Genomic DNA, 16,602 nt, shown 5'->3' on the forward strand with positions numbered 1-16,602 from the left:
GTCCGCTCCCGGCGCGGCAATGAAAAAGGACGAGCTTTCCGCGATCCCCATGCCTTTTCGCGACCTCAAAGGCGTCGTCGGCACACTTGAAATCGGCGCGGCACTGTCACTGGTGCTGGCCGCAGGCGATATCGCCCTGGCGCTCGATTCTGATGGCGTCATCAGCGATGTTTCCGTGAGTGCCGAGGACATGCCAGATCTGAGCGCCTGGATTGGCAGGCGCTGGGAGGATACGGTTGCGCTCGACAGCAAGCCGAAGATCAACGAAATGCTTACCAGCCAGCCGTCGGAAACCCCCGATCGCTGGCGCCAGGTCAACCACCCCGGCCCCGATGGCAACCTGCCGATCCATTACCGCCTGGTAGACCTCGGCGAAGGCAATCCGCGCATGGCGATCGGCCGCGATGTCCGCGCCTGGGCCAGCCTCCAGCAGCGTCTGCTGCAGACCCAGCAGTCGCTCGAGCGCGATTACCTCAAGCTGCGCCAGACCGAGGCGCGCTATCGCCTGCTGTTTGACATGATCACCGATCCGGTGCTGGTCATCGATGCCAGCACCCGGCGGATCACCGCGGCAAATCCCGCAAGCTACCGGCTGTTCGCCGCCAAGTCGGGCTCGCTGGAGAATCGCGATCTTGCCAATGTCATCGGCGGCATCTCGCGCGATGACCTGATCGCCAGCCTGGGCGGCGCGACTGCGACCGGCGAACGCTGCGAGATGGAAGTCAGCATCGTTCCGGGCGAACCGCCGATGCTGCTCACCGCCATGCCCTTCCGTCAGGACAGCGGCCGCCAGTTCATGATCCGCCTGACGCGCACCGGCGATATCGTCGGCGCCGATGGCGATCAGCGTCCGCTGCACGAGCTGATCGAGCGGATGCCCGATGCGTTCGTGCTGACCGATGGCGCGATGCAGATCATCACTGCCAATTCCGCCTTTGTCGATCTGGTGCACGGCAGTTCCAAGGAAGCGATCACCGGCCAGCCGCTGGGCCGCTTCATCGGCCGCCCGGGCATCGATGTCGATCTGATGCGCAAGCAACTGGACACCCACGGCCAGGTGCGCAACGCCACCACCATCGTCCATGCCGATGATGCCATCGAGGAGGCGATCGAGGTTTCGGGCGTCAAGACTGACAGTCAGGGCGGGCATTACGGCTTTGCCATCCGCACCGTCAGCAGGCGTATGCGCGATCTGCCGCCCGCCGACCGCGACCTGCCGCGCTCGGTCGACCAGCTGACCGAGCTGGTGGGGCGGATGCCGCTGCGCGAGATCGTGCGCGAATCGACCGATCTGATCGAGCGCATGTGCATCGAGGCGGCGCTGGCCTACACTTCGGACAACCGCGCATCTGCCGCGGAAATCCTGGGGCTCAGCCGCCAGAGCCTGTATTCCAAGCTCCACCGCCATGGCCTGGGCAATCTGGTCGGGCGCAAGGACGAATTGAGCTAGGCACGCGCCTGGCGAAGTGCGCACGCACCGCCCGCCAACCGCTCCTTTCTTCGGAAATTATCGGCCGATCAGCCCCAAAGCGTGGCGGATGAAGGCATCGCGATCGAGCACCCAGCGGGCATCGTCCGGCAGCTGAGGGTCGGCATAGGTCCAGCCTTCGGGCGAATAGGGCTTGCGAAACGTCCCCCTGCTGTTGAACGCCAGCGACACCATGCGCTGCTGGGCGCGGGTCGTATGCTCGTTTCCCATCACGGTGGGCGTGCCGGGTTCGACGCCCAGACCCTGGGGGCGAAGCGCGAAGATATAAGGTTCGGTCCTGAAGCTATCGACCACCGTGTTCTGGAACACCGACAGATAGACCTGATCGAGCGCGGCCAGCGGCGCCGGCGGCATCCGCCATTCGGGGCTGACCATGATGTTCCAGGGGTAATGATCCTGCGCGCCATAAACGATCTCGGTGCGCAGATCGACCAGCGTGTCGCGCACCTGCTGTGCAGACGGCACGCGCTTCAGCCGCAGGTTGTTCGCCCAGGTGAACCCGAAAGCCGAGATATCGACCAGAGGCATCGCCGATGGCGTCGTGGCATTGGGCAGGTTGGCAACGGTCACATCCTCGTAGATGCGCAGATACGCCTTGTCTTTCAGCTGATGCCCGCTGGCGATATCCACCCAGCCCTTCTGGCCGTACCAGACCGAATTGCGGAAATGCGAAACCAGCGTCCCGTTGATATAGGTCGAATGCTCCTGATCGACATTGTCGCCGACATTGCCGCGGATCTCGCTGTCCTCGATGTACATCATCGTCTCGCCGCCGGGCACGAAGATCGCGTTCTTGCCGCCGAAGATTCGCGCGCGGCGGATCACCGCGGTGATCAGTCCGGGCCGCGTCACATCCAGCACCTCGAGATGCACCGCGCCCTTGGCCTCGCCCGCGCCGGGGAAATCGAGCCCGATGTCGCGCATCTCGAAATGCACCCGTTGGGGGCCCAGCTCGAACAGCCGCAGGTTGATCGAGGCCCAGGCATCGTCGGTACGGAAGGTCACCGGGACCCCGGGCACCGACGAGCGGAAGATGTATTGCGTGCCCTGGGTCGATCCGACGATCTGCGGCATCCACGGCGCAAAGGGATAGACGCAGGGCTGGCCGGCGCTGTCATAGGCTTCGTAGATGAACTCGAAGCCGCCTTCGACCCGGCCATAGAGCGACTCGGCAGAGGGCCCGGCATAGACCTCGCGCCGCGCCGCCCGCGAGGCATCGCACCGGATCCGCAATTTCACCGCCGGTGCGCGAAGCCCCTGCATCGGCATATAGAAGGGATAGGACTGATCGCGCTGCGCGGCGTTCGGCGGCTGCTCCGGCGCCGAGACGCTCTCGGTCGGCAGCAACGCCTCGGTCTCCAGCCGCGGTGCCGATGACAAGGTCGCAGGCCCGGCCGACGAAAGCAGCAGCGCAGGTGAAAACGCCAACAGGATCGCCAATCGATGCAGAACCATGTCCATCTTTCCCGCTGCAGACACTTTGGTGCCTGTCTGTCGCCTTCAAGGCTAACCCCCGTTGCTTAACATTCAGGCCAATTGGGGCAAGTGCAAGCAGCAGTCGAAGCGCTCGAGCATCCGCGTGACAGCCAGAACTGTCCATTCTGATTGACACTTCTGCCCGTCAAGCATAGCCTCGACTTTATGGATCGCTCTGCCAACATCGCCCGGCCTGTGCCGATTCCCGCAGCCCGCGACGTGCTTGAGCTGCTCAAGCCGGTGACGTGGTTTCCGCCGATGTGGGCGTTCTTTTGCGGGGTGATGTCCTCGGGCGCGCCGCTCAATGACCGCTGGCTGTTTCTGATCGGCGGCGTGCTGCTCGCAGGTCCCATGGTCTGCGGCACCAGCCAGGCGGTGAACGACTGGTACGACCGGCATGTCGACGCGATCAACCAGCCCGAACGGCCGATCCCTTCGGGGCGGATCGCGGGCCGCTGGGGGCTGTATGTCGCGCTGATCGGGTCGGCGCTGTCGCTGGTATTGGGCGCGGTGCTGGGCTTCTGGGTGTTCATCGCGACCATCGTCGGGCTGCTGTGCGCCTGGGGCTACAGCGCACCGCCGTTCCGCTTCAAGATGAGCGGATGGGTGGGACCTGGCGTCGTCGCGCTGAGCTATGAGGGGCTGAGCTGGTTCACCGGTGCGAGCGTGATGAGCGGCGGGCTACCCGACAGCCGCGTGCTGCTCGTCATCCTGCTCTACAGCATCGGCGCGCATGGCATCATGACCCTCAACGATTTCAAGGCGGTCGAAGGCGACACCGCAATGGGCGTGCGCTCGCTGCCGGTGACGCTGGGCGTCGCCAACGCCGCAAGGCTGGCCTGCGCGGTGATGGCGCTGCCGCAGGTGGTGGTCATCGCGCTGCTGCTAAACTGGGGACTGGCGATCTCTGCCATCGCGGTTACCCTGCTGCTGGCAATGCAGCTGGTGTTCATGCGCCGGTTGCTGACCGATCCGAACAAATACGCGCCGTGGTACAACGCCACCGGCGTGTCGTCTTATGTCTTCGGCATGCTCGCTGCGGCATTGGGCCTGGGGGGCTGGATATGAGCGCCGCCACAATCGCCACCGGCGCGCGCATCGGGCTGGGCTGGACGGACATCATGCGCATGGGGCTGGTGCAGGCCAGCATCGGCGCGATCGTGATGCTCGCGACGTCTTTGCTCAACCGCGTGATGGTGGTCGAATACGCGCTGCCCGCAGCATTACCCGCGGGGCTCGTCGCCTGGCATTATGCAGTGCAGCTGTCGCGCCCGATGTGGGGCCATGGATCCGACAAGGGGCGCAAGCGCACCCCGTGGATCATCGGCGGCATGGGAATTCTGGCGCTGGGCGGCATCGTTGCGGTCAACGCGACGATCCTGCTCCCGGTCTCGCCGATACCCGGTACATTGCTCGCGATCGTGGCGTTCAGCATGATCGGCGCGGGCGTGGGCGCGGCGGGCACATCCTTGCTCGCGATGCTCGCCTCGGGCGTGGTGCCCGAACGCCGAGCAGCCGCCGCCGCGATCACCTGGATCATGATGGTCGCAGGCATCGTGATGGCCGCGGCCACCGCCGGCAGCCTGATCGATCCGTTCAGCGAGCAGCGGCTCGCGATCGTCTCGGGCGGGGTTGCGCTCTGTGCATTCGTGCTCGCCTGCGTGGCGATCGCGGGGATCGAAAAGCGGCTGGTGCCGCCACCGCACCCCAACGCCGATGCGCCGACAGCCAGCTTTGGCGAGGCGCTGCGCGAGATCATGGGTGATGCGACGGCACGCCGTTTCACCATCTTCGTGTTCGTCTCGATGCTCGCTTATGCGATGCAGGACCTGATCCTCGAGCCTTTTGCGGGGCTGGTCTTCGGCATGACCCCGGGCGAATCGACCAAGCTTTCGGGGCTGCAGCACGGCGGCGTGATGGCCGGGATGATCGTTGCAGGCATCGGCGGCAGCGCCTTTGCCGGGCGGCGGCCATCCGATCTGCGCTGCTGGATTCTCGCCGGCTGCGGCGGATCGGCGCTGGCGCTGGCCGGGCTCGCGATCGCCGCGACCACTGCAGGCGCGGGCGCCTGGCCGCTCAAGGCCAATGTCGCGGTGCTGGGCTTTGCCAATGGCCTGTTCGCGGTTTCCGCGATCGGCGCGATGATGGGGCTGGCGGGTGCCGGCCAGCAATCGCGCGAGGGCGTCAGGATGGGTGTGTGGGGCGCAGCGCAGGCGATCGCCTTCGGGCTCGGCGGCCTGACCGGCGCGATGGGCGTGGATATCGCGCGCGGAATGCTCGCCAGCGATGGCGCCGCGTTCCAGTTGATTTTTGCTGGCGAGGCGGGGCTGTTCATCCTCGCTGCGCTTTTGGGGGTGCGCGTGACCATGCGCACTGCCGATCCGCTTATGGTGGCGGCGCCGGCCTGAGGGCCAGACAGGAGTAAGAGCAATGGCGGATGCGGATTTCGACGTAGCGGTCATTGGTGGCGGCCCATCGGGCGCGACCGCGGCCAACGATCTGGCCAAGCGCGGGCTCAAGGTGCTGCTGCTCGATCGCGATGGCCGGATCAAGCCGTGCGGCGGCGCGATCCCGCCGCGCGCGCTGAAAGATTTCGAAATCCCCGAATCGCTGCTCGTTGCCAAGGCGCGCGCGGCTCGGATGATCTCGCCTTCGGGGCGGCAGGTCGACATGCCGGTCGGCGATGGTCCCGAGGGCAAGGGCTTTGTCGGCATGGTCGACCGCGACGTGTTCGACGAATGGTTGCGCGCCCGTGCCGGGATCAACGGCGCAGAGCGGATCACCGGGACCTATGAGCGGATCGACCGGGACCAGGACGGCATGGCTGTACTTGTCTATCGCAGCGAGCGCGGCGGGCCCGACCGGCGGGTGCGGGTGCGCTCGGTGATCGGCGCGGACGGCGCACGGTCGGCGGTGGCCAGGCAGAACATCAGGGGCGCCGAACAGGTCAAGTGTGTGTTCGCCTATCACGAGATCATCAAGGCACCCGAACCCGCGCTCGCGCACGCGACCGATTTCGATTCCGACCGCTGCGATGTCTATTATCAGGGCAAGCTCTCGCCCGATTTCTACGCCTGGGTCTTTCCGCACGGTGATACCGCCAGCATCGGCCTGGGCAGCGCCAACAAGGGCTTTCCCTTGCGCGAAACTACCGCGCTGATGCGCGAGCAGATCGGGCTGGCGGGCTGCGAGACGATCCGCAAGGAAGGCGCGCCGATTCCGCTCAAGCCGCTGAAGCGCTGGGACAATGGCCGCGATCTGGTGGTCGCGGGGGATGCCGCAGGCGTCGTGGCACCGGCGTCGGGCGAGGGCATCTATTATGCGATGGCCTGCGGACGGCTGGCTGCCGACGCGGTGTTCCAGTTCCTCGTCACCGGAAAGCCTGCGGCGCTCAAACAGGCCCGCAAGCAGTTCATGGCCAAGCACGGCAAGGTGTTCTGGATCCTGGGGATCATGCAGTATTTCTGGTATTCGTCGGACAAGCGCCGTGAGCGCTTCGTCAAGATGTGCGCCGATCCCGACGTCCAGTACCTCACCTGGCAGAGCTACATGCACAAGGAACTCGTCCGCCGCAAACCGGTGGCGCATGCCAAGATTTTCGTGAAGGATATGGGACATCTGCTGGGGCTGTCGCGGGCCTGACATGATGGCCGATGTGACGGCGACGTGATTTTTGCAGCTGGGAGGCTGAAGCCGAATGCATCGTGAAGGTTTTCTGCCCGTCATCCTGGCGGCGATGGCGGCATTGATCGTGGCCGCGGGCGGCGCCACGATCACCGATCTGGGGCCCTGGTATCAGGGGCTCAACCAACCCGGCTGGGCTCCGCCGGGCTGGCTCTACGGAGTTGCCTGGACGCTGATCTTCGCGCTCGCCGCATTGGCCTCGCTCGCCGCCTGGCGCGCCGCGCCGACGCGCAATGCGCGCACCAATGTCATCGGGCTGTTCGCATTCAACGGCTTTCTCAACGTGATGTGGAGCCTGTTGTTCTTCCGCGTGCAGCGACCCGACTGGGCGCTGATCGAGGTTGCGGCGCTGTGGCTGTCGATCGCGGTGCTGATCGTCTATTGCGGGCGCTTCTCGAAACTGACCGCGTGGCTGCTGCTGCCCTATATCGGCTGGGTCAGCGTCGCCGCCGCGCTCAACTATGCCATCGTCCAGCTCAACAGCCCGTTCGGCTGAGATGGACGCGGTATCCGCCTTTTTCGCCAGCGGGCATGCGGCGGACCTGATCCTTGCCGTGCTGGCGGCGGAGTTCGTCTGGCTGGTGATGCGCGGCGGCAAGCCGCTCGATGTCGCGCTGGCGCTGGGCCCTGCGGTGTTCATCGTGATCGCGCTGCGCGGCGCGCTGACCGGCGCGGATTGGCCGCTGATCGCGCTGCCGCTGATGCTGTCGTTCCCGGTGCACATCGCCGATCTGATGCGGCGCGGTATGTTGTCCAAAAGCACCTGACCCTCACCGGTCCCCTGCGCAGGCAGGGGCCCATCTCCTGCTGCCGCACAACGCGCACCACTGGCTGATCGTGGAGGGGTCCAGTGATGGGCCCCGGCCTTCGCAGGGGACCAAGAATGGACCAAGGCACGCCCTTTGGTACATGTCCATTGACCCTGACAAATAACTGTCAAACTTTATGGACACCTGCTAGCATCCCTTCATGACCTGGGTTTCTTCCGACGGGCCGCCATATGCGGCATGAGCCGATCATTGTCGTCGGCGCGGGCGTCGGCGGGCTGAGCGCGGCGGCGTTGCTGGCTGCGGCGGGCGAGCCGGTGCTGGTGGTCGAACGCCAGCCCACCCCCGGCGGCAAGTTGCGCGAAGTGATGGCGGCGGGCCGCCCGGTCGATGGCGGGCCGACGGTGTTCACGATGCGATGGGTTTTCGACCGGCTGTTTGCCGATTGCGGCGGCGATCTGGCGACCGCGATCCCGCTCACCCCGGCGAGCATGATTGCCCGCCACGCATGGGGGCCCGAAGCCCCGTTCGACCTGCTCGCCGATGTCCAGGCCAGCGAGGCAGCGATCGGCGAGTATTTCAGCGCGAAGGATGCCGCGGGTTTCCGCACCTTCTGCGGCGAGGCGGCACGCATCTTCAACGTGCTGCGCGAGCCGTATCTGGAGGCATCCGCCCCTACCCCCTTCTCGCTGGTGACGCGCATCGGCCTCAAGCGCCTGCCCGAGACGATGGCGATCCGCCCCTATCAGGCGATGTGGAAGGCGCTGGGCCGGCATTTTGCCGATCCCCGGCTGCAGCAACTGTTCGGGCGCTATGCCACGTATTGCGGGTCGTCGCCCTTTGTCGCGCCCGCGACCCTGATGCTGATTGCGCATGTCGAGCAGGACGGGGTCTGGCTTGCCGACAACGGCATGCACTCGATCGCCACCGCCATCGCAGAGCTTGCCCGCAGCAACGGCGCGCAGTTCCGCTATGATGCGCCGATTGCCGAGATCGTGGTCGAGCAGGGCCGCGCTGCAGGGGTCCGGCTCGAATCGGGTGAGGTCATCCGCGCGCGCGCGATCGTGTTCAACGGCGATCCTGCTGCGCTCAACATCGGGCGGCTGGGGGACGGCGTGCGCCGCGCGGTGCCGCCGGTGCCGCCCAAGCAGCGATCCTTGTCCAGCATGACCTGGCTGATCAACGCGAAGACCTCGGGCTTCCCTCTGGTCAGGCACAGCGTGTTCTTCTCGAACGACTACCGCGCCGAGTTCGATTCGATCTTCAAGCGCGGCCAGGTGCCCGAGGCGCCCACCATCTATATCTGCGCGCAGGACCGCGACGACCATTCGGCGCGCGCGCCGCCGGGGCCCGAACGGCTGCAGCTTATCGTCAACGCGCCAGCCAATGGCGACACATTCCAAAGTTCACAGGCGGAGATCGACCAATGCGAGAGGCAAGTTTTCGGCTTCCTGGAGGATTGTGGCCTGACGATCGACCGAACGGCGGACAACTCGCATTTGGTGACGCCAGCGGATTACGAGGGTTTGTTCCCGGCGACGGGCGGCGCGCTTTACGGCCGGGCGACTCATGGATGGAAGGCGGCTTTCCAGCGGCCAGGGGCAGCGAGCCGTTTGCCGGGGCTCTATCTGGCCGGGGGTGGAATTCACCCCGGCGCCGGGATCCCGATGGCGAGTCTCTCCGGCCGCTTGGCGGCAGAGCGGCTGCTTGCGGACCTGCCTTCGATGCGATCGTCCCGGCGGGTGGCTATGCCTGGTGGTACATCGACGCGCTGAGTGACGACGGCAAGCATGGTCTGACGATCATCGCGTTCATCGGCAGCGTGTTCTCGCCTTATTACCACTGGTCGGGGCGCGGCGATCCGGACAACCACATCGCGATGAACGTCGCGCTGTATGGCCCGCGCGGCGGCTGGTGCATGACCGAGCGGGGCCGCAGCCACCTTGCGCGCGATCACGACAATCTGGTGATCGGCCCCAGCTCGATGCACTGGGATGGCGACAGCCTGCGCATCGATCTGGCGGAGATCACCGCGCCGCTCCCCAAGAAGGTACGCGGCACCATCCGGGTGTTCCCCAAGGTGATGCCGCAGACATTGTGGCCGCTCGATGCGGAAGGGAACCACGCCTGGCGCCCGATCGCGCCGCGCGCGGTCGTCGAGGTCAAGCTCGACAACCCTTCGCTCAGCTGGAAGGGCGAGGGCTATATCGACAGCAACGCCGGTGTCGAACCACTCGAACGCGGCTTTTCCGACTGGCACTGGTCGCGCGCGCATCTGGCACGCGATTCGGTGGTGCTCTACGAAGGCCAGCGCCGCGACGATTCGCGCTTTGCCATGGGTCTGCGCTTTGCCGACAACGGCACGATCAGCGAGGTGGAACTGCCCCCAGAGCGCGTGCTGCCCAAGACCCTCTGGCGCATGCCGCGCATCACCCGCGCCGATGCCGGGGCCCCGGTCGAAATCCGCCGCACCTGGGAGGACACCCCCTTCTATTCGCGCACCGCACTCAAGACACGATTGTTCGGCGAGCAGGCCGAGGCGGTGCATGAAAGCCTGTCGCTCGACCGGCTGGAAAAGGGGATCGTGAAGCTGATGCTGCCGTTCCGGATGCCGCGGCGGGGGTGAAGCCCGCTCTCCAGAAGCAGCGGACGGGCTGAAGCAATCGCGCGAATTGCGGCGCAGACATTGCTCGCTGCGTTATCCGCCCAGTACCCGACTGCTTTTGTCCGGGAGAGCAATCAGGTCTTCCAGAAACAATGCGATCAACCCAGATCGGGATTCGACCCCTGCCTTGGAATAGACCTTTGCAAGCTGAGCTCTGACGGTACCAGCGGCTGACCCTCTTAGCCTTGCGATCTCACTGATATCACAGCCCTTCAGAGCGAACAGGGCGACATCAGCCTCAGCGGCTGTCAGCTGCCATTCCTCGAACCGCAGGCGGATCAGTTCGCCCAGCGCACCTTGCGCTGTGGCCACGGCAGCCTCGTCCCGACGTGCTGCGGTGATCAGGCCGCGCACTCGCATCGCGCCCAGGACCACTGCGGCTAATAGGGCAATAGCAGCGATCATCTCGATCGCCAGATGCAGGCCGATCCCGTCAGTCATTACGTCGCTTGCCAGATCGGCAAGGAAAAACGCACAGGCGAGCGCCTGCAAAGCCACTAGGATGCTGATCCCCGTGGCCTTGCGTTCGCGTATGCGTGTCCTTGCGCTCATTAGCCTTGCCTATCGCCCCAGCGGCGACATGGCCATCACAACCTGCTTGCCGCTGCGCCGTGTCTCGAACACCACGCCTGCCAGATGCAGGAGGATAAGGAGATAGAGCAGATTTGCGGCGGTCTCGTGGATTTCTCCGAGCATGCCCTCTTCGCCCTCTTCGCCCTCTTCGACCTCTTCGACCTCGCTCTGCCGGCCGTGCCCCGCAGAAACGCTGTGCTGCTCCTGCTGATACTCGGTGCCAGCCCATGGCACAGGTCCGGCCAGGGTAATTCCGGTGGCGATAATCGTGAGCAGACAGCCCCAGATGGCAAAGACCATCATCGCGCCGAGCGGATTGTGCGAGGCATGGCGAGTAACATTTCCCGCCCGGATATCGCGCACATGTGCCAGCGCTTTGCGGGGACTCGGCCAGAAGGCAGAAAATCGCGCCTCGGCAGGGCCGACAATACCCCACAGCAGGCGCAGCCCGAGAATGGCCGCAAGACCATAACCCACCCAGATATGCGCGGCGGCGCCTTCCTCTGTCACGATGGCATTGGCTAGCACGGCGATGGCAATCGTCCAGTGCGTGATTCTGACGATGGGGTCCCAGCGACGGCCGGGGGCGGCGTGATCGATCATGACACTCTCCTTGCTGAAAGGTGTCAGCAACCGCCCTTCAATTCCGGGGAGCACAGCAAGCCGCTGACCCGCCACATCTCGCAATCGCCTCGCCGCAGCGCCATTGGCTCTCTGCTTATATTGCCGGGCATAAGCGACCGCTTAGGATGGCTGGACCCGCCATTGCCTTCGGCAGTCGATACCGAAGCGGCCGACCGATCCCAGCCCGCCGGCCAGCAAGCCTACACGCCCTGGTGTCTAACCGCCAAAGCGATGAAGACAAATCGTCTCCTGTTTCAGATGCTTATCCGTTTCCGCACCCCAGGTGCAGGCGGATCGACGGGCGCACCCGCGAAGCATTGCGCGATGGCCATCCACGCGGTGGCATTCGGCCCCATCACCTTGAGCGCCGTATCCGCAATGTTGCGCGTTTGCGTGACCACCTGGCAGAATTCGGCCGCATCGCCCTCGATCAGCTCGCCGTCCGCCGGTTCACCGAAGGTCCAGACCTCGCCCGAGGGCGCGGTAAGGCGCAGCTGCGGGACCGGCTGTGGCGCATCCAGCCTGCGGTTCTTGAACGTCCAGCCATAAGTGTTGAAGCCCAGCACGCAGATGTTCTTCAAGCCATCGCCGTTCTCGCGCTCGACGCCCAGCACGTCGAAGATCGCCTGCGCGTGCGCCCAGCTTTCCATCAGCCGCGCGGTGATCGATGACCGCGCGCTCATGCTCGGCCCCGCCCAGGGCACGCGCTGCGCCGGATCGGCTTGCGCAAAATCCGCTGCGGTGGCGCGGTAGGTCTCGGCCCAGGCGTCAACCAGCGCCTGACCGGCGAGGCCATCAAGCCAGACGCGCTCGAACGCATTCAGATCGCCGCCAGACCGGATGATCCCGCCGACCTGCCCCATGAACGCCTTGAACGCGTCTTCATCCTTCAAGGACATCTGCGCCGCCTGGTTCCAGACATGCAGATGGCCAATGATATCGCCGATCGTCCAGCCCTTGAACGCAGTTGGCGTTGCCAGCGCGGCATCGTCGAGCGGTGCGAGCAGCGCATGGATGCGATCGCATTCGGTGAGGAAATCGTCTGCCTGCTGCATCACAAGAACCCCTTCAACTCGGCCATGAAGCGGTCGAACTGGTCGTGGTGCAGCCAGTGGCCCGCATCGGAAAACTTGGCGAGGCGCGCGTTATGGAAAAGCCCCATGCGGCCATCGGCCTCCGGATCGGAGGCCCAGCTCTTCTCGCCCCAGCACAGCAGGGTCGGGCAGGTGATCCGCTGCCAGAGCGCCTGCATCTGATCGGTGGTGATGTCGAGGATCGGCCAGACGCGGATGTGCGGATCGAACTTCCAGCTGTACGTGCCGTTCTCGTTGCGGATCACCGCATGCTCGCACAGGTGCCGCGCCTGCTCCGCGGTCAGATAGCTGTTTTCGGCGTGCATGCGCTGCAGCGCCTCTTCGAAGCTGGCATATTCGCGGTGCTTGCGCGCCGCCCGTGCCCGCTTGTCGGCAAACCATTTGCGCCAGTGCTCGTCGATCGGGGTCAGCGCGCGCTCTTCCACCATCTTGGGGCTGGGGCCGAGGCCCTCGATCGCGACGATCTTGCGCACCTTTTCCGGGTACAGCCCGGCGTAGCGCAGCGCGGTGTTGCCACCCAGCGAATGCGCGACGATCGTCACCTGTTCATAGCCGAACTGCTCCACCAGCTGCGCCAGATCGTAGACGAAGTTCATGATCGGGTAATTGCCGTCGGCGGTCCATTGCGAATCCCCATGTCCGCGCAGATCAAGCGCGATGACATGCCAGTCGGCCATCAGCTCGCCCGCCACCCAATCCCACGATCGGCAGTGATCCTCGCCGCCATGCACCAGGATCAGCGGCGGCTTGTCCGGGTTGCCCCAATCGGCATAATGCAGCTTGAGCCGCTGCGAGAAAAAGCTGTGCGATGCAGGTCCGGTCAGTTTCATGCCGCAACCCTAAGCGGGTTTCGCCGCAAATGAAAAGGGGCGGGAAAGCACCGTCGTGCTTTCCCGCCCCTTACCTTCCGGCACATGGCCGGTCGGCGAATGAATTGACGGATCAATCCAGACGCGCGAGTTCCTTCTTGGAAAGCGAGGTCGAAACCTTGCCTTCGTCTGCGGTCAGGGTCGCAGCGCCGATGCGCACGACCTTGCCCTTGTAGATGACCAGGGCCGAGCCGTCCTCGAGAACGCGGGTCACCTTGCCGACGCGCTTGCCTTCGGCGTCATAGATGGTCTGGTTCTTCGAGATCAGGGCATCGTCCTGAGCGAAAGCGGGAGCAGCGGTAGCTGCGAGAAGCACGGCGCCGATCAGGGCGGAAGCACGAATGGTCATGGGTAGCATTCCTTTCAATCTTGGGGAGGGATTGGCCCCTGAACAGGGCTTTGGTTGGTTACACCCTGTACTTAAGTGCGCGATTGATAGGTTGCAAAGAGAAATGTTGCATTTGCGAATGCTATTTTTGCAGCTTTGGTTGCAGTTTATGCATGTTGCAAAAATATCGTTTTATACCAGTGGCTTGAAAACGACGCAACAATATTGCAATGCAACAAAGTTGCGCGGTTTGCCATCAGGATGCCCCGAGCGCAGCAGCCACCCCCCGCCTTCGCGAGAGTTGGGTGCCCTCCTGTGTGGAGAATTGGCTAGAGCTTGAGCATCTGCTTGCCGCGATTGGCGCCGGAGAACAATCGCTGCATCGTCTGCGGCGCGTTCTCGAAGCCGTGCTGGATATCCTCGCGATAGGTCAGCCTGCCATCCTTGACCAGCCCGGCCAGCCGCTTGCGGATCAAGGGAAACTCCGCCGCCCAGTCGAGCACGATGAACCCGGTCATCGTCGCACGGCGGAAGATGAGGTTGAAATAGTTCTGCGGCCCTGCGGGCATCTGCCCGGTCTCGTAGCGGCTGATTCCGCCACAGATGACAACGCGCGCGTTCGTCGCGATATGGGCGAGCATGTCATCGAGGATCGCGCCGCCGACATTGTCGAAGATGACATCGACACCGTTCGGGCAATGTTGCTTGATCGCGGCCTTGAGGCCACCTGCCTTGTAGTCGATCGCGGCGTCATAGCCCGCCTCCTCGACCAGCCAGGCGCATTTCTCGGGCCCGCCCGCGATGCCGACGACGCGGCATCCCGCGATCCTGGCGAGCTGGCCGACGATCGATCCGGTCGCCCCTGCCGCGCCCGAGACCAGCACGGTATCACCCGCCACCGGCTTGCCGATCTTGAACAGCCCGCAATAGGCGGTCAGCCCCGTGGTGCCGAGCACCGACATCATCGCGGTGGGCGGCAGCGCGGGATCGCACGGCACCAGCCCCTCGCCATCGGAGAGGTGATATTCGGTCCAGCCGGTCGACCCTATCACCATCGTTCCGACCGGGAACTTGCCGACGTTCGATTCGATCACCTCGGAAATCGCAGAGCCGCGCATCACCTCGCCGATCTCGGTCGGCGCGACATAATCGGCGATGTTCTCCATCCAGCCCTTCTGCGCGGGATCGAAAGCGAGATAATGCGTCTTGAGCAGCATCTGGCCGGGGCCGGGCGCGGACAGGTCCTTGGTCACAAGCTCGAAGTCGCTATCCTCAACCGGGCGACCGCGCGGGCGGCCTGCGATCAGCCATTGGCGGGTGGTGGTCATGATTGTCGTCTCCCAAAAATTTCCGGTCTCCCGCGACGGCGAGAGCCCATCTCCTAAGCTGTCACCCGGCACAACGGTCGGGAGATGGACCCCCGCCTGCGCGGGGGACCGGCTGATCTACGGCATTGCCAAGACTTCTCGCGTCAACCGATCTGCCGTTCGCCCTCCTGCCAATAGAGCTTGCGCAGTTCCTTCTTGAGCACCTTGCCCGAAGGGTTGCGCGGCAGTTCGGTCATGAAATCCACGCTCTTGGGGCATTTGAACCCGGCGATATGCTCGCGCGCGAAAGCGATCAGCCCCGCCTCATCGGCATTCTCGCCATCCTTCAGCACGACGATCGCCTTCACCGCCTCGCCCCAGCGGGCATCGGGCACGCCGATCACCGCGCAATCGCGCACGGCAAGGTGGTGATGCAGCGCGTTCTCGACCTCGGCGGGGTAGATGTTCTCGCCGCCCGAGACGATCATGTCCTTCACCCGGTCGAACAGATAGAGATAGCCATCGGCATCGACATAGGCTGCGTCCCCGGTGCGGTACCAGCCATCGACGAACGCCGAGGCATTGGCGTCGGGCAGGTTGTGATAGCCCGCCATCACCAGCGGCGCGCGCACCCAGACTTCGCCGACCTCTCCTGCCGCGCGGTCCTGCCCGTCCTCGCCGACGATGCGCAGTTCGACATCGGGAAACGGCTTGCCACAGCCCGCCATACGCGGCGTCCCTGCGACATCATGGTCTTCGGGCGGCAGATAAACGATCGTGCCGCTGGTCTCGGTCGCGCCGTACATCTGGACGAACTGCGCATTGGGGAACATCTGCATCGAGCGGCTAAGCACGTCGAGCGGGATCGGCGAGGCACCATAAGGCAGCACCCGCATCGAGCTGAAATCCGCGCCTTGGGCGTCCGGATGATTGAGGATCATGTTGAGCACCGCAGGCACCGCGAACATCTTGGTGATGCCGTGCTTCTGCACCGCCGCGATGATCACCGCGACATCGGGCTGGGCGAGGATCACCCCGGTGCCGCCACCGTTGAGCGTCTGCATGACCCAGGCGGTGCCGCCGATATGGAACAGCGGCATCGCCACCAGCGAGACGTCGCTTGCCAGCCACGCCGCCCAGTCCTCGCCGATCTTGCGCCCCTGGCTGAGCGAAGCGGTGAGGCTGCCATGGGTGAGCAGCGCGCCCTTGGGGTGACCGGTGGTGCCCGAGGTGTACAGCTGCACCGCGACATCGCCATCGGCCAGATCGGCCAGCGAGCGGTCCGGATCAAAGCCTTGCACCCACTGCCGGAAAGTCGCGCGACCCTCGAAATCGCCATCGCCCAGCAGGATCGTCGCCAGTCCCGCCTCGGCGCGCACCGCCAGCGCGTTGTCCAGCACCGCGCTCTGCGTCAGCAGGAAGCGTGCCCCGGCGTCCTTCACGATATAGGCGATCTCGCGCGGCACCAGCCGCCAGTTGACGGCGACCGTCACCGCCCCGATCCGCAAGCTCGCCATCAGCAGGATCACGTAATCGATGGTGTTGAGGCCCAGAAATGCCACCCGGTCCCCCTTGCCGATGCCGCTGGCCTTGAGCGCAGCGACGCAGCGGCAGACCAGATCGTCGAGCTGCGCATAGCTCAGCGTCTCGTCATCCTGGATCAGCGCGGGCTTGTCGGGCGTGGCGGCCGCGCCGCGCGCGACCATGTCGGCGATCATGCTCACGG

16 protein-coding genes are annotated in these 16,602 nt (G+C 64.9%); 8 read left to right on the plus strand and 8 right to left on the minus strand.

Annotated elements, in window-relative coordinates; all coding sequences use genetic code 11:
- Positions 1-19 precede the first annotated feature (19 nt).
- A complete protein-coding gene (ppsR, locus tag IP68_RS14830; protein WP_054135758.1) occupies positions 20-1,450 on the plus strand; it encodes a transcriptional regulator PpsR in 1,431 nt (476 codons plus the stop codon).
- Positions 1,451-1,507: 57 nt separating this feature from the next.
- Here the strand turns inward: ppsR and IP68_RS14835 are convergent, their stop codons facing one another.
- Positions 1,508-2,944: a hypothetical protein gene (locus tag IP68_RS14835; protein ID WP_054135759.1), complete on the minus strand. Its 1,437-nt coding sequence runs from the start codon at positions 2,942-2,944 to the stop codon at positions 1,508-1,510.
- Positions 2,945-3,130: 186 nt separating this feature from the next.
- Here IP68_RS14835 and chlG point away from each other — a divergent pair, with 186 nt between their 5' ends.
- The 7 genes from chlG to IP68_RS14870 all read left to right on the plus strand — a co-directional run bounded on the left by chlG (position 3,131) and on the right by IP68_RS14870 (position 10,042).
- A complete protein-coding gene (gene chlG / locus IP68_RS14840; protein WP_054135760.1) occupies positions 3,131-4,033 on the plus strand; it encodes a chlorophyll synthase ChlG in 903 nt (300 codons plus the stop codon).
- Entirely contained in the window at positions 4,030-5,373 is a 1,344-nt protein-coding gene (locus IP68_RS14845; protein ID WP_054135761.1) for a BCD family MFS transporter, read from the plus strand. Before chlG ends, IP68_RS14845 begins: the two co-directional genes overlap by 4 nt.
- A 22-nt stretch (positions 5,374-5,395) precedes the next feature.
- The gene (locus IP68_RS14850; RefSeq protein WP_054135762.1) at positions 5,396-6,607 is read left to right on the plus strand and encodes a geranylgeranyl diphosphate reductase; all 1,212 of its coding nucleotides are present in this window, start codon (positions 5,396-5,398) and stop codon (positions 6,605-6,607) included.
- 55 nt (positions 6,608-6,662) lie between these two features.
- Entirely contained in the window at positions 6,663-7,145 is a 483-nt protein-coding gene (locus IP68_RS14855; protein WP_054135763.1) for a TspO/MBR family protein, read from the plus strand.
- Position 7,146: 1 nt separating this feature from the next.
- Entirely contained in the window at positions 7,147-7,416 is a 270-nt protein-coding gene (locus IP68_RS14860) for a hypothetical protein (protein ID WP_150126298.1), read from the plus strand.
- Positions 7,417-7,649: 233 nt separating this feature from the next.
- Positions 7,650-9,191, plus strand: coding sequence for a 1-hydroxycarotenoid 3,4-desaturase CrtD (gene crtD, locus IP68_RS14865; protein WP_054135764.1), 1,542 nt, complete (start codon positions 7,650-7,652; stop codon positions 9,189-9,191).
- 47 nt (positions 9,192-9,238) lie between these two features.
- On the plus strand, positions 9,239-10,042 hold the full coding sequence (locus IP68_RS14870) for a hydratase (RefSeq protein WP_082382389.1): 804 nt from the start codon (positions 9,239-9,241) through the stop codon (positions 10,040-10,042).
- A gap of 72 nt (positions 10,043-10,114) precedes the next feature.
- On the opposite strand, the gene IP68_RS14875 is transcribed toward IP68_RS14870, so the two are convergent.
- The 7 genes from IP68_RS14875 to IP68_RS14905 form a co-directional block, all read right to left on the minus strand.
- Positions 10,115-10,633, minus strand: a complete 519-nt coding sequence (locus tag IP68_RS14875; RefSeq protein WP_054135765.1) for a LuxR family transcriptional regulator — start codon at positions 10,631-10,633, stop codon at positions 10,115-10,117.
- A 9-nt stretch (positions 10,634-10,642) separates the two neighbouring features.
- Positions 10,643-11,257, minus strand: coding sequence for a cytochrome b/b6 domain-containing protein (locus tag IP68_RS14880; RefSeq protein WP_054135766.1), 615 nt, complete (start codon positions 11,255-11,257; stop codon positions 10,643-10,645).
- Positions 11,258-11,532: 275 nt separating this feature from the next.
- A complete protein-coding gene (locus IP68_RS14885) occupies positions 11,533-12,333 on the minus strand; it encodes a TIGR03084 family metal-binding protein (RefSeq protein WP_054135767.1) in 801 nt (266 codons plus the stop codon).
- Positions 12,333-13,202, minus strand: a complete 870-nt coding sequence (locus tag IP68_RS14890) for an alpha/beta fold hydrolase (RefSeq protein WP_054135768.1) — start codon at positions 13,200-13,202, stop codon at positions 12,333-12,335. Before IP68_RS14890 ends, IP68_RS14885 begins: the two co-directional genes overlap by 1 nt.
- A gap of 112 nt (positions 13,203-13,314) precedes the next feature.
- Positions 13,315-13,590, minus strand: coding sequence for a hypothetical protein (locus IP68_RS14895; protein WP_054135769.1), 276 nt, complete (start codon positions 13,588-13,590; stop codon positions 13,315-13,317).
- A 308-nt stretch (positions 13,591-13,898) separates the two neighbouring features.
- The gene (locus IP68_RS14900; RefSeq protein WP_054135770.1) at positions 13,899-14,897 is read right to left on the minus strand and encodes an NADP-dependent oxidoreductase; all 999 of its coding nucleotides are present in this window, start codon (positions 14,895-14,897) and stop codon (positions 13,899-13,901) included.
- A 143-nt stretch (positions 14,898-15,040) separates the two neighbouring features.
- Entirely contained in the window at positions 15,041-16,594 is a 1,554-nt protein-coding gene (locus IP68_RS14905) for a long-chain-fatty-acid--CoA ligase (RefSeq protein ID WP_231684062.1), read from the minus strand.
- Between the last annotated feature and the right edge of the window lie 8 nt (positions 16,595-16,602).

The organism is Blastomonas sp. AAP25 (assembly GCF_001295965.1).
Taxonomy (GTDB): domain Bacteria; phylum Pseudomonadota; class Alphaproteobacteria; order Sphingomonadales; family Sphingomonadaceae; genus Blastomonas; species Blastomonas fulva.

Excerpts from the sequence above, each read along its gene's own strand:
- ppsR (WP_054135758.1), top strand. The coding sequence starts at position 20 with ATGAAAAAGGACGAGCTTTCCGCGATCCCCATGCCTTTTCGCGACCTC.
- IP68_RS14835 (WP_054135759.1), bottom strand. The coding sequence starts at position 2,944 with ATGGTTCTGCATCGATTGGCGATCCTGTTGGCGTTTTCACCTGCGCTG.
- chlG (WP_054135760.1), top strand. The coding sequence starts at position 3,131 with ATGGATCGCTCTGCCAACATCGCCCGGCCTGTGCCGATTCCCGCAGCC.
- IP68_RS14845 (WP_054135761.1), top strand. The coding sequence starts at position 4,030 with ATGAGCGCCGCCACAATCGCCACCGGCGCGCGCATCGGGCTGGGCTGG.
- IP68_RS14850 (WP_054135762.1), top strand. The coding sequence starts at position 5,396 with ATGGCGGATGCGGATTTCGACGTAGCGGTCATTGGTGGCGGCCCATCG.
- IP68_RS14855 (WP_054135763.1), top strand. The coding sequence starts at position 6,663 with ATGCATCGTGAAGGTTTTCTGCCCGTCATCCTGGCGGCGATGGCGGCA.
- IP68_RS14860 (WP_150126298.1), top strand. The coding sequence starts at position 7,147 with ATGGACGCGGTATCCGCCTTTTTCGCCAGCGGGCATGCGGCGGACCTG.
- crtD (WP_054135764.1), top strand. The coding sequence starts at position 7,650 with ATGCGGCATGAGCCGATCATTGTCGTCGGCGCGGGCGTCGGCGGGCTG.
- IP68_RS14875 (WP_054135765.1), bottom strand. The coding sequence starts at position 10,633 with ATGAGCGCAAGGACACGCATACGCGAACGCAAGGCCACGGGGATCAGC.
- IP68_RS14880 (WP_054135766.1), bottom strand. The coding sequence starts at position 11,257 with ATGATCGATCACGCCGCCCCCGGCCGTCGCTGGGACCCCATCGTCAGA.
- IP68_RS14885 (WP_054135767.1), bottom strand. The coding sequence starts at position 12,333 with ATGCAGCAGGCAGACGATTTCCTCACCGAATGCGATCGCATCCATGCG.
- IP68_RS14890 (WP_054135768.1), bottom strand. The coding sequence starts at position 13,202 with ATGAAACTGACCGGACCTGCATCGCACAGCTTTTTCTCGCAGCGGCTC.
- IP68_RS14895 (WP_054135769.1), bottom strand. The coding sequence starts at position 13,590 with ATGACCATTCGTGCTTCCGCCCTGATCGGCGCCGTGCTTCTCGCAGCT.
- IP68_RS14900 (WP_054135770.1), bottom strand. The coding sequence starts at position 14,897 with ATGACCACCACCCGCCAATGGCTGATCGCAGGCCGCCCGCGCGGTCGC.
- IP68_RS14905 (WP_231684062.1), bottom strand. The coding sequence starts at position 16,594 with ATGATCGCCGACATGGTCGCGCGCGGCGCGGCCGCCACGCCCGACAAG.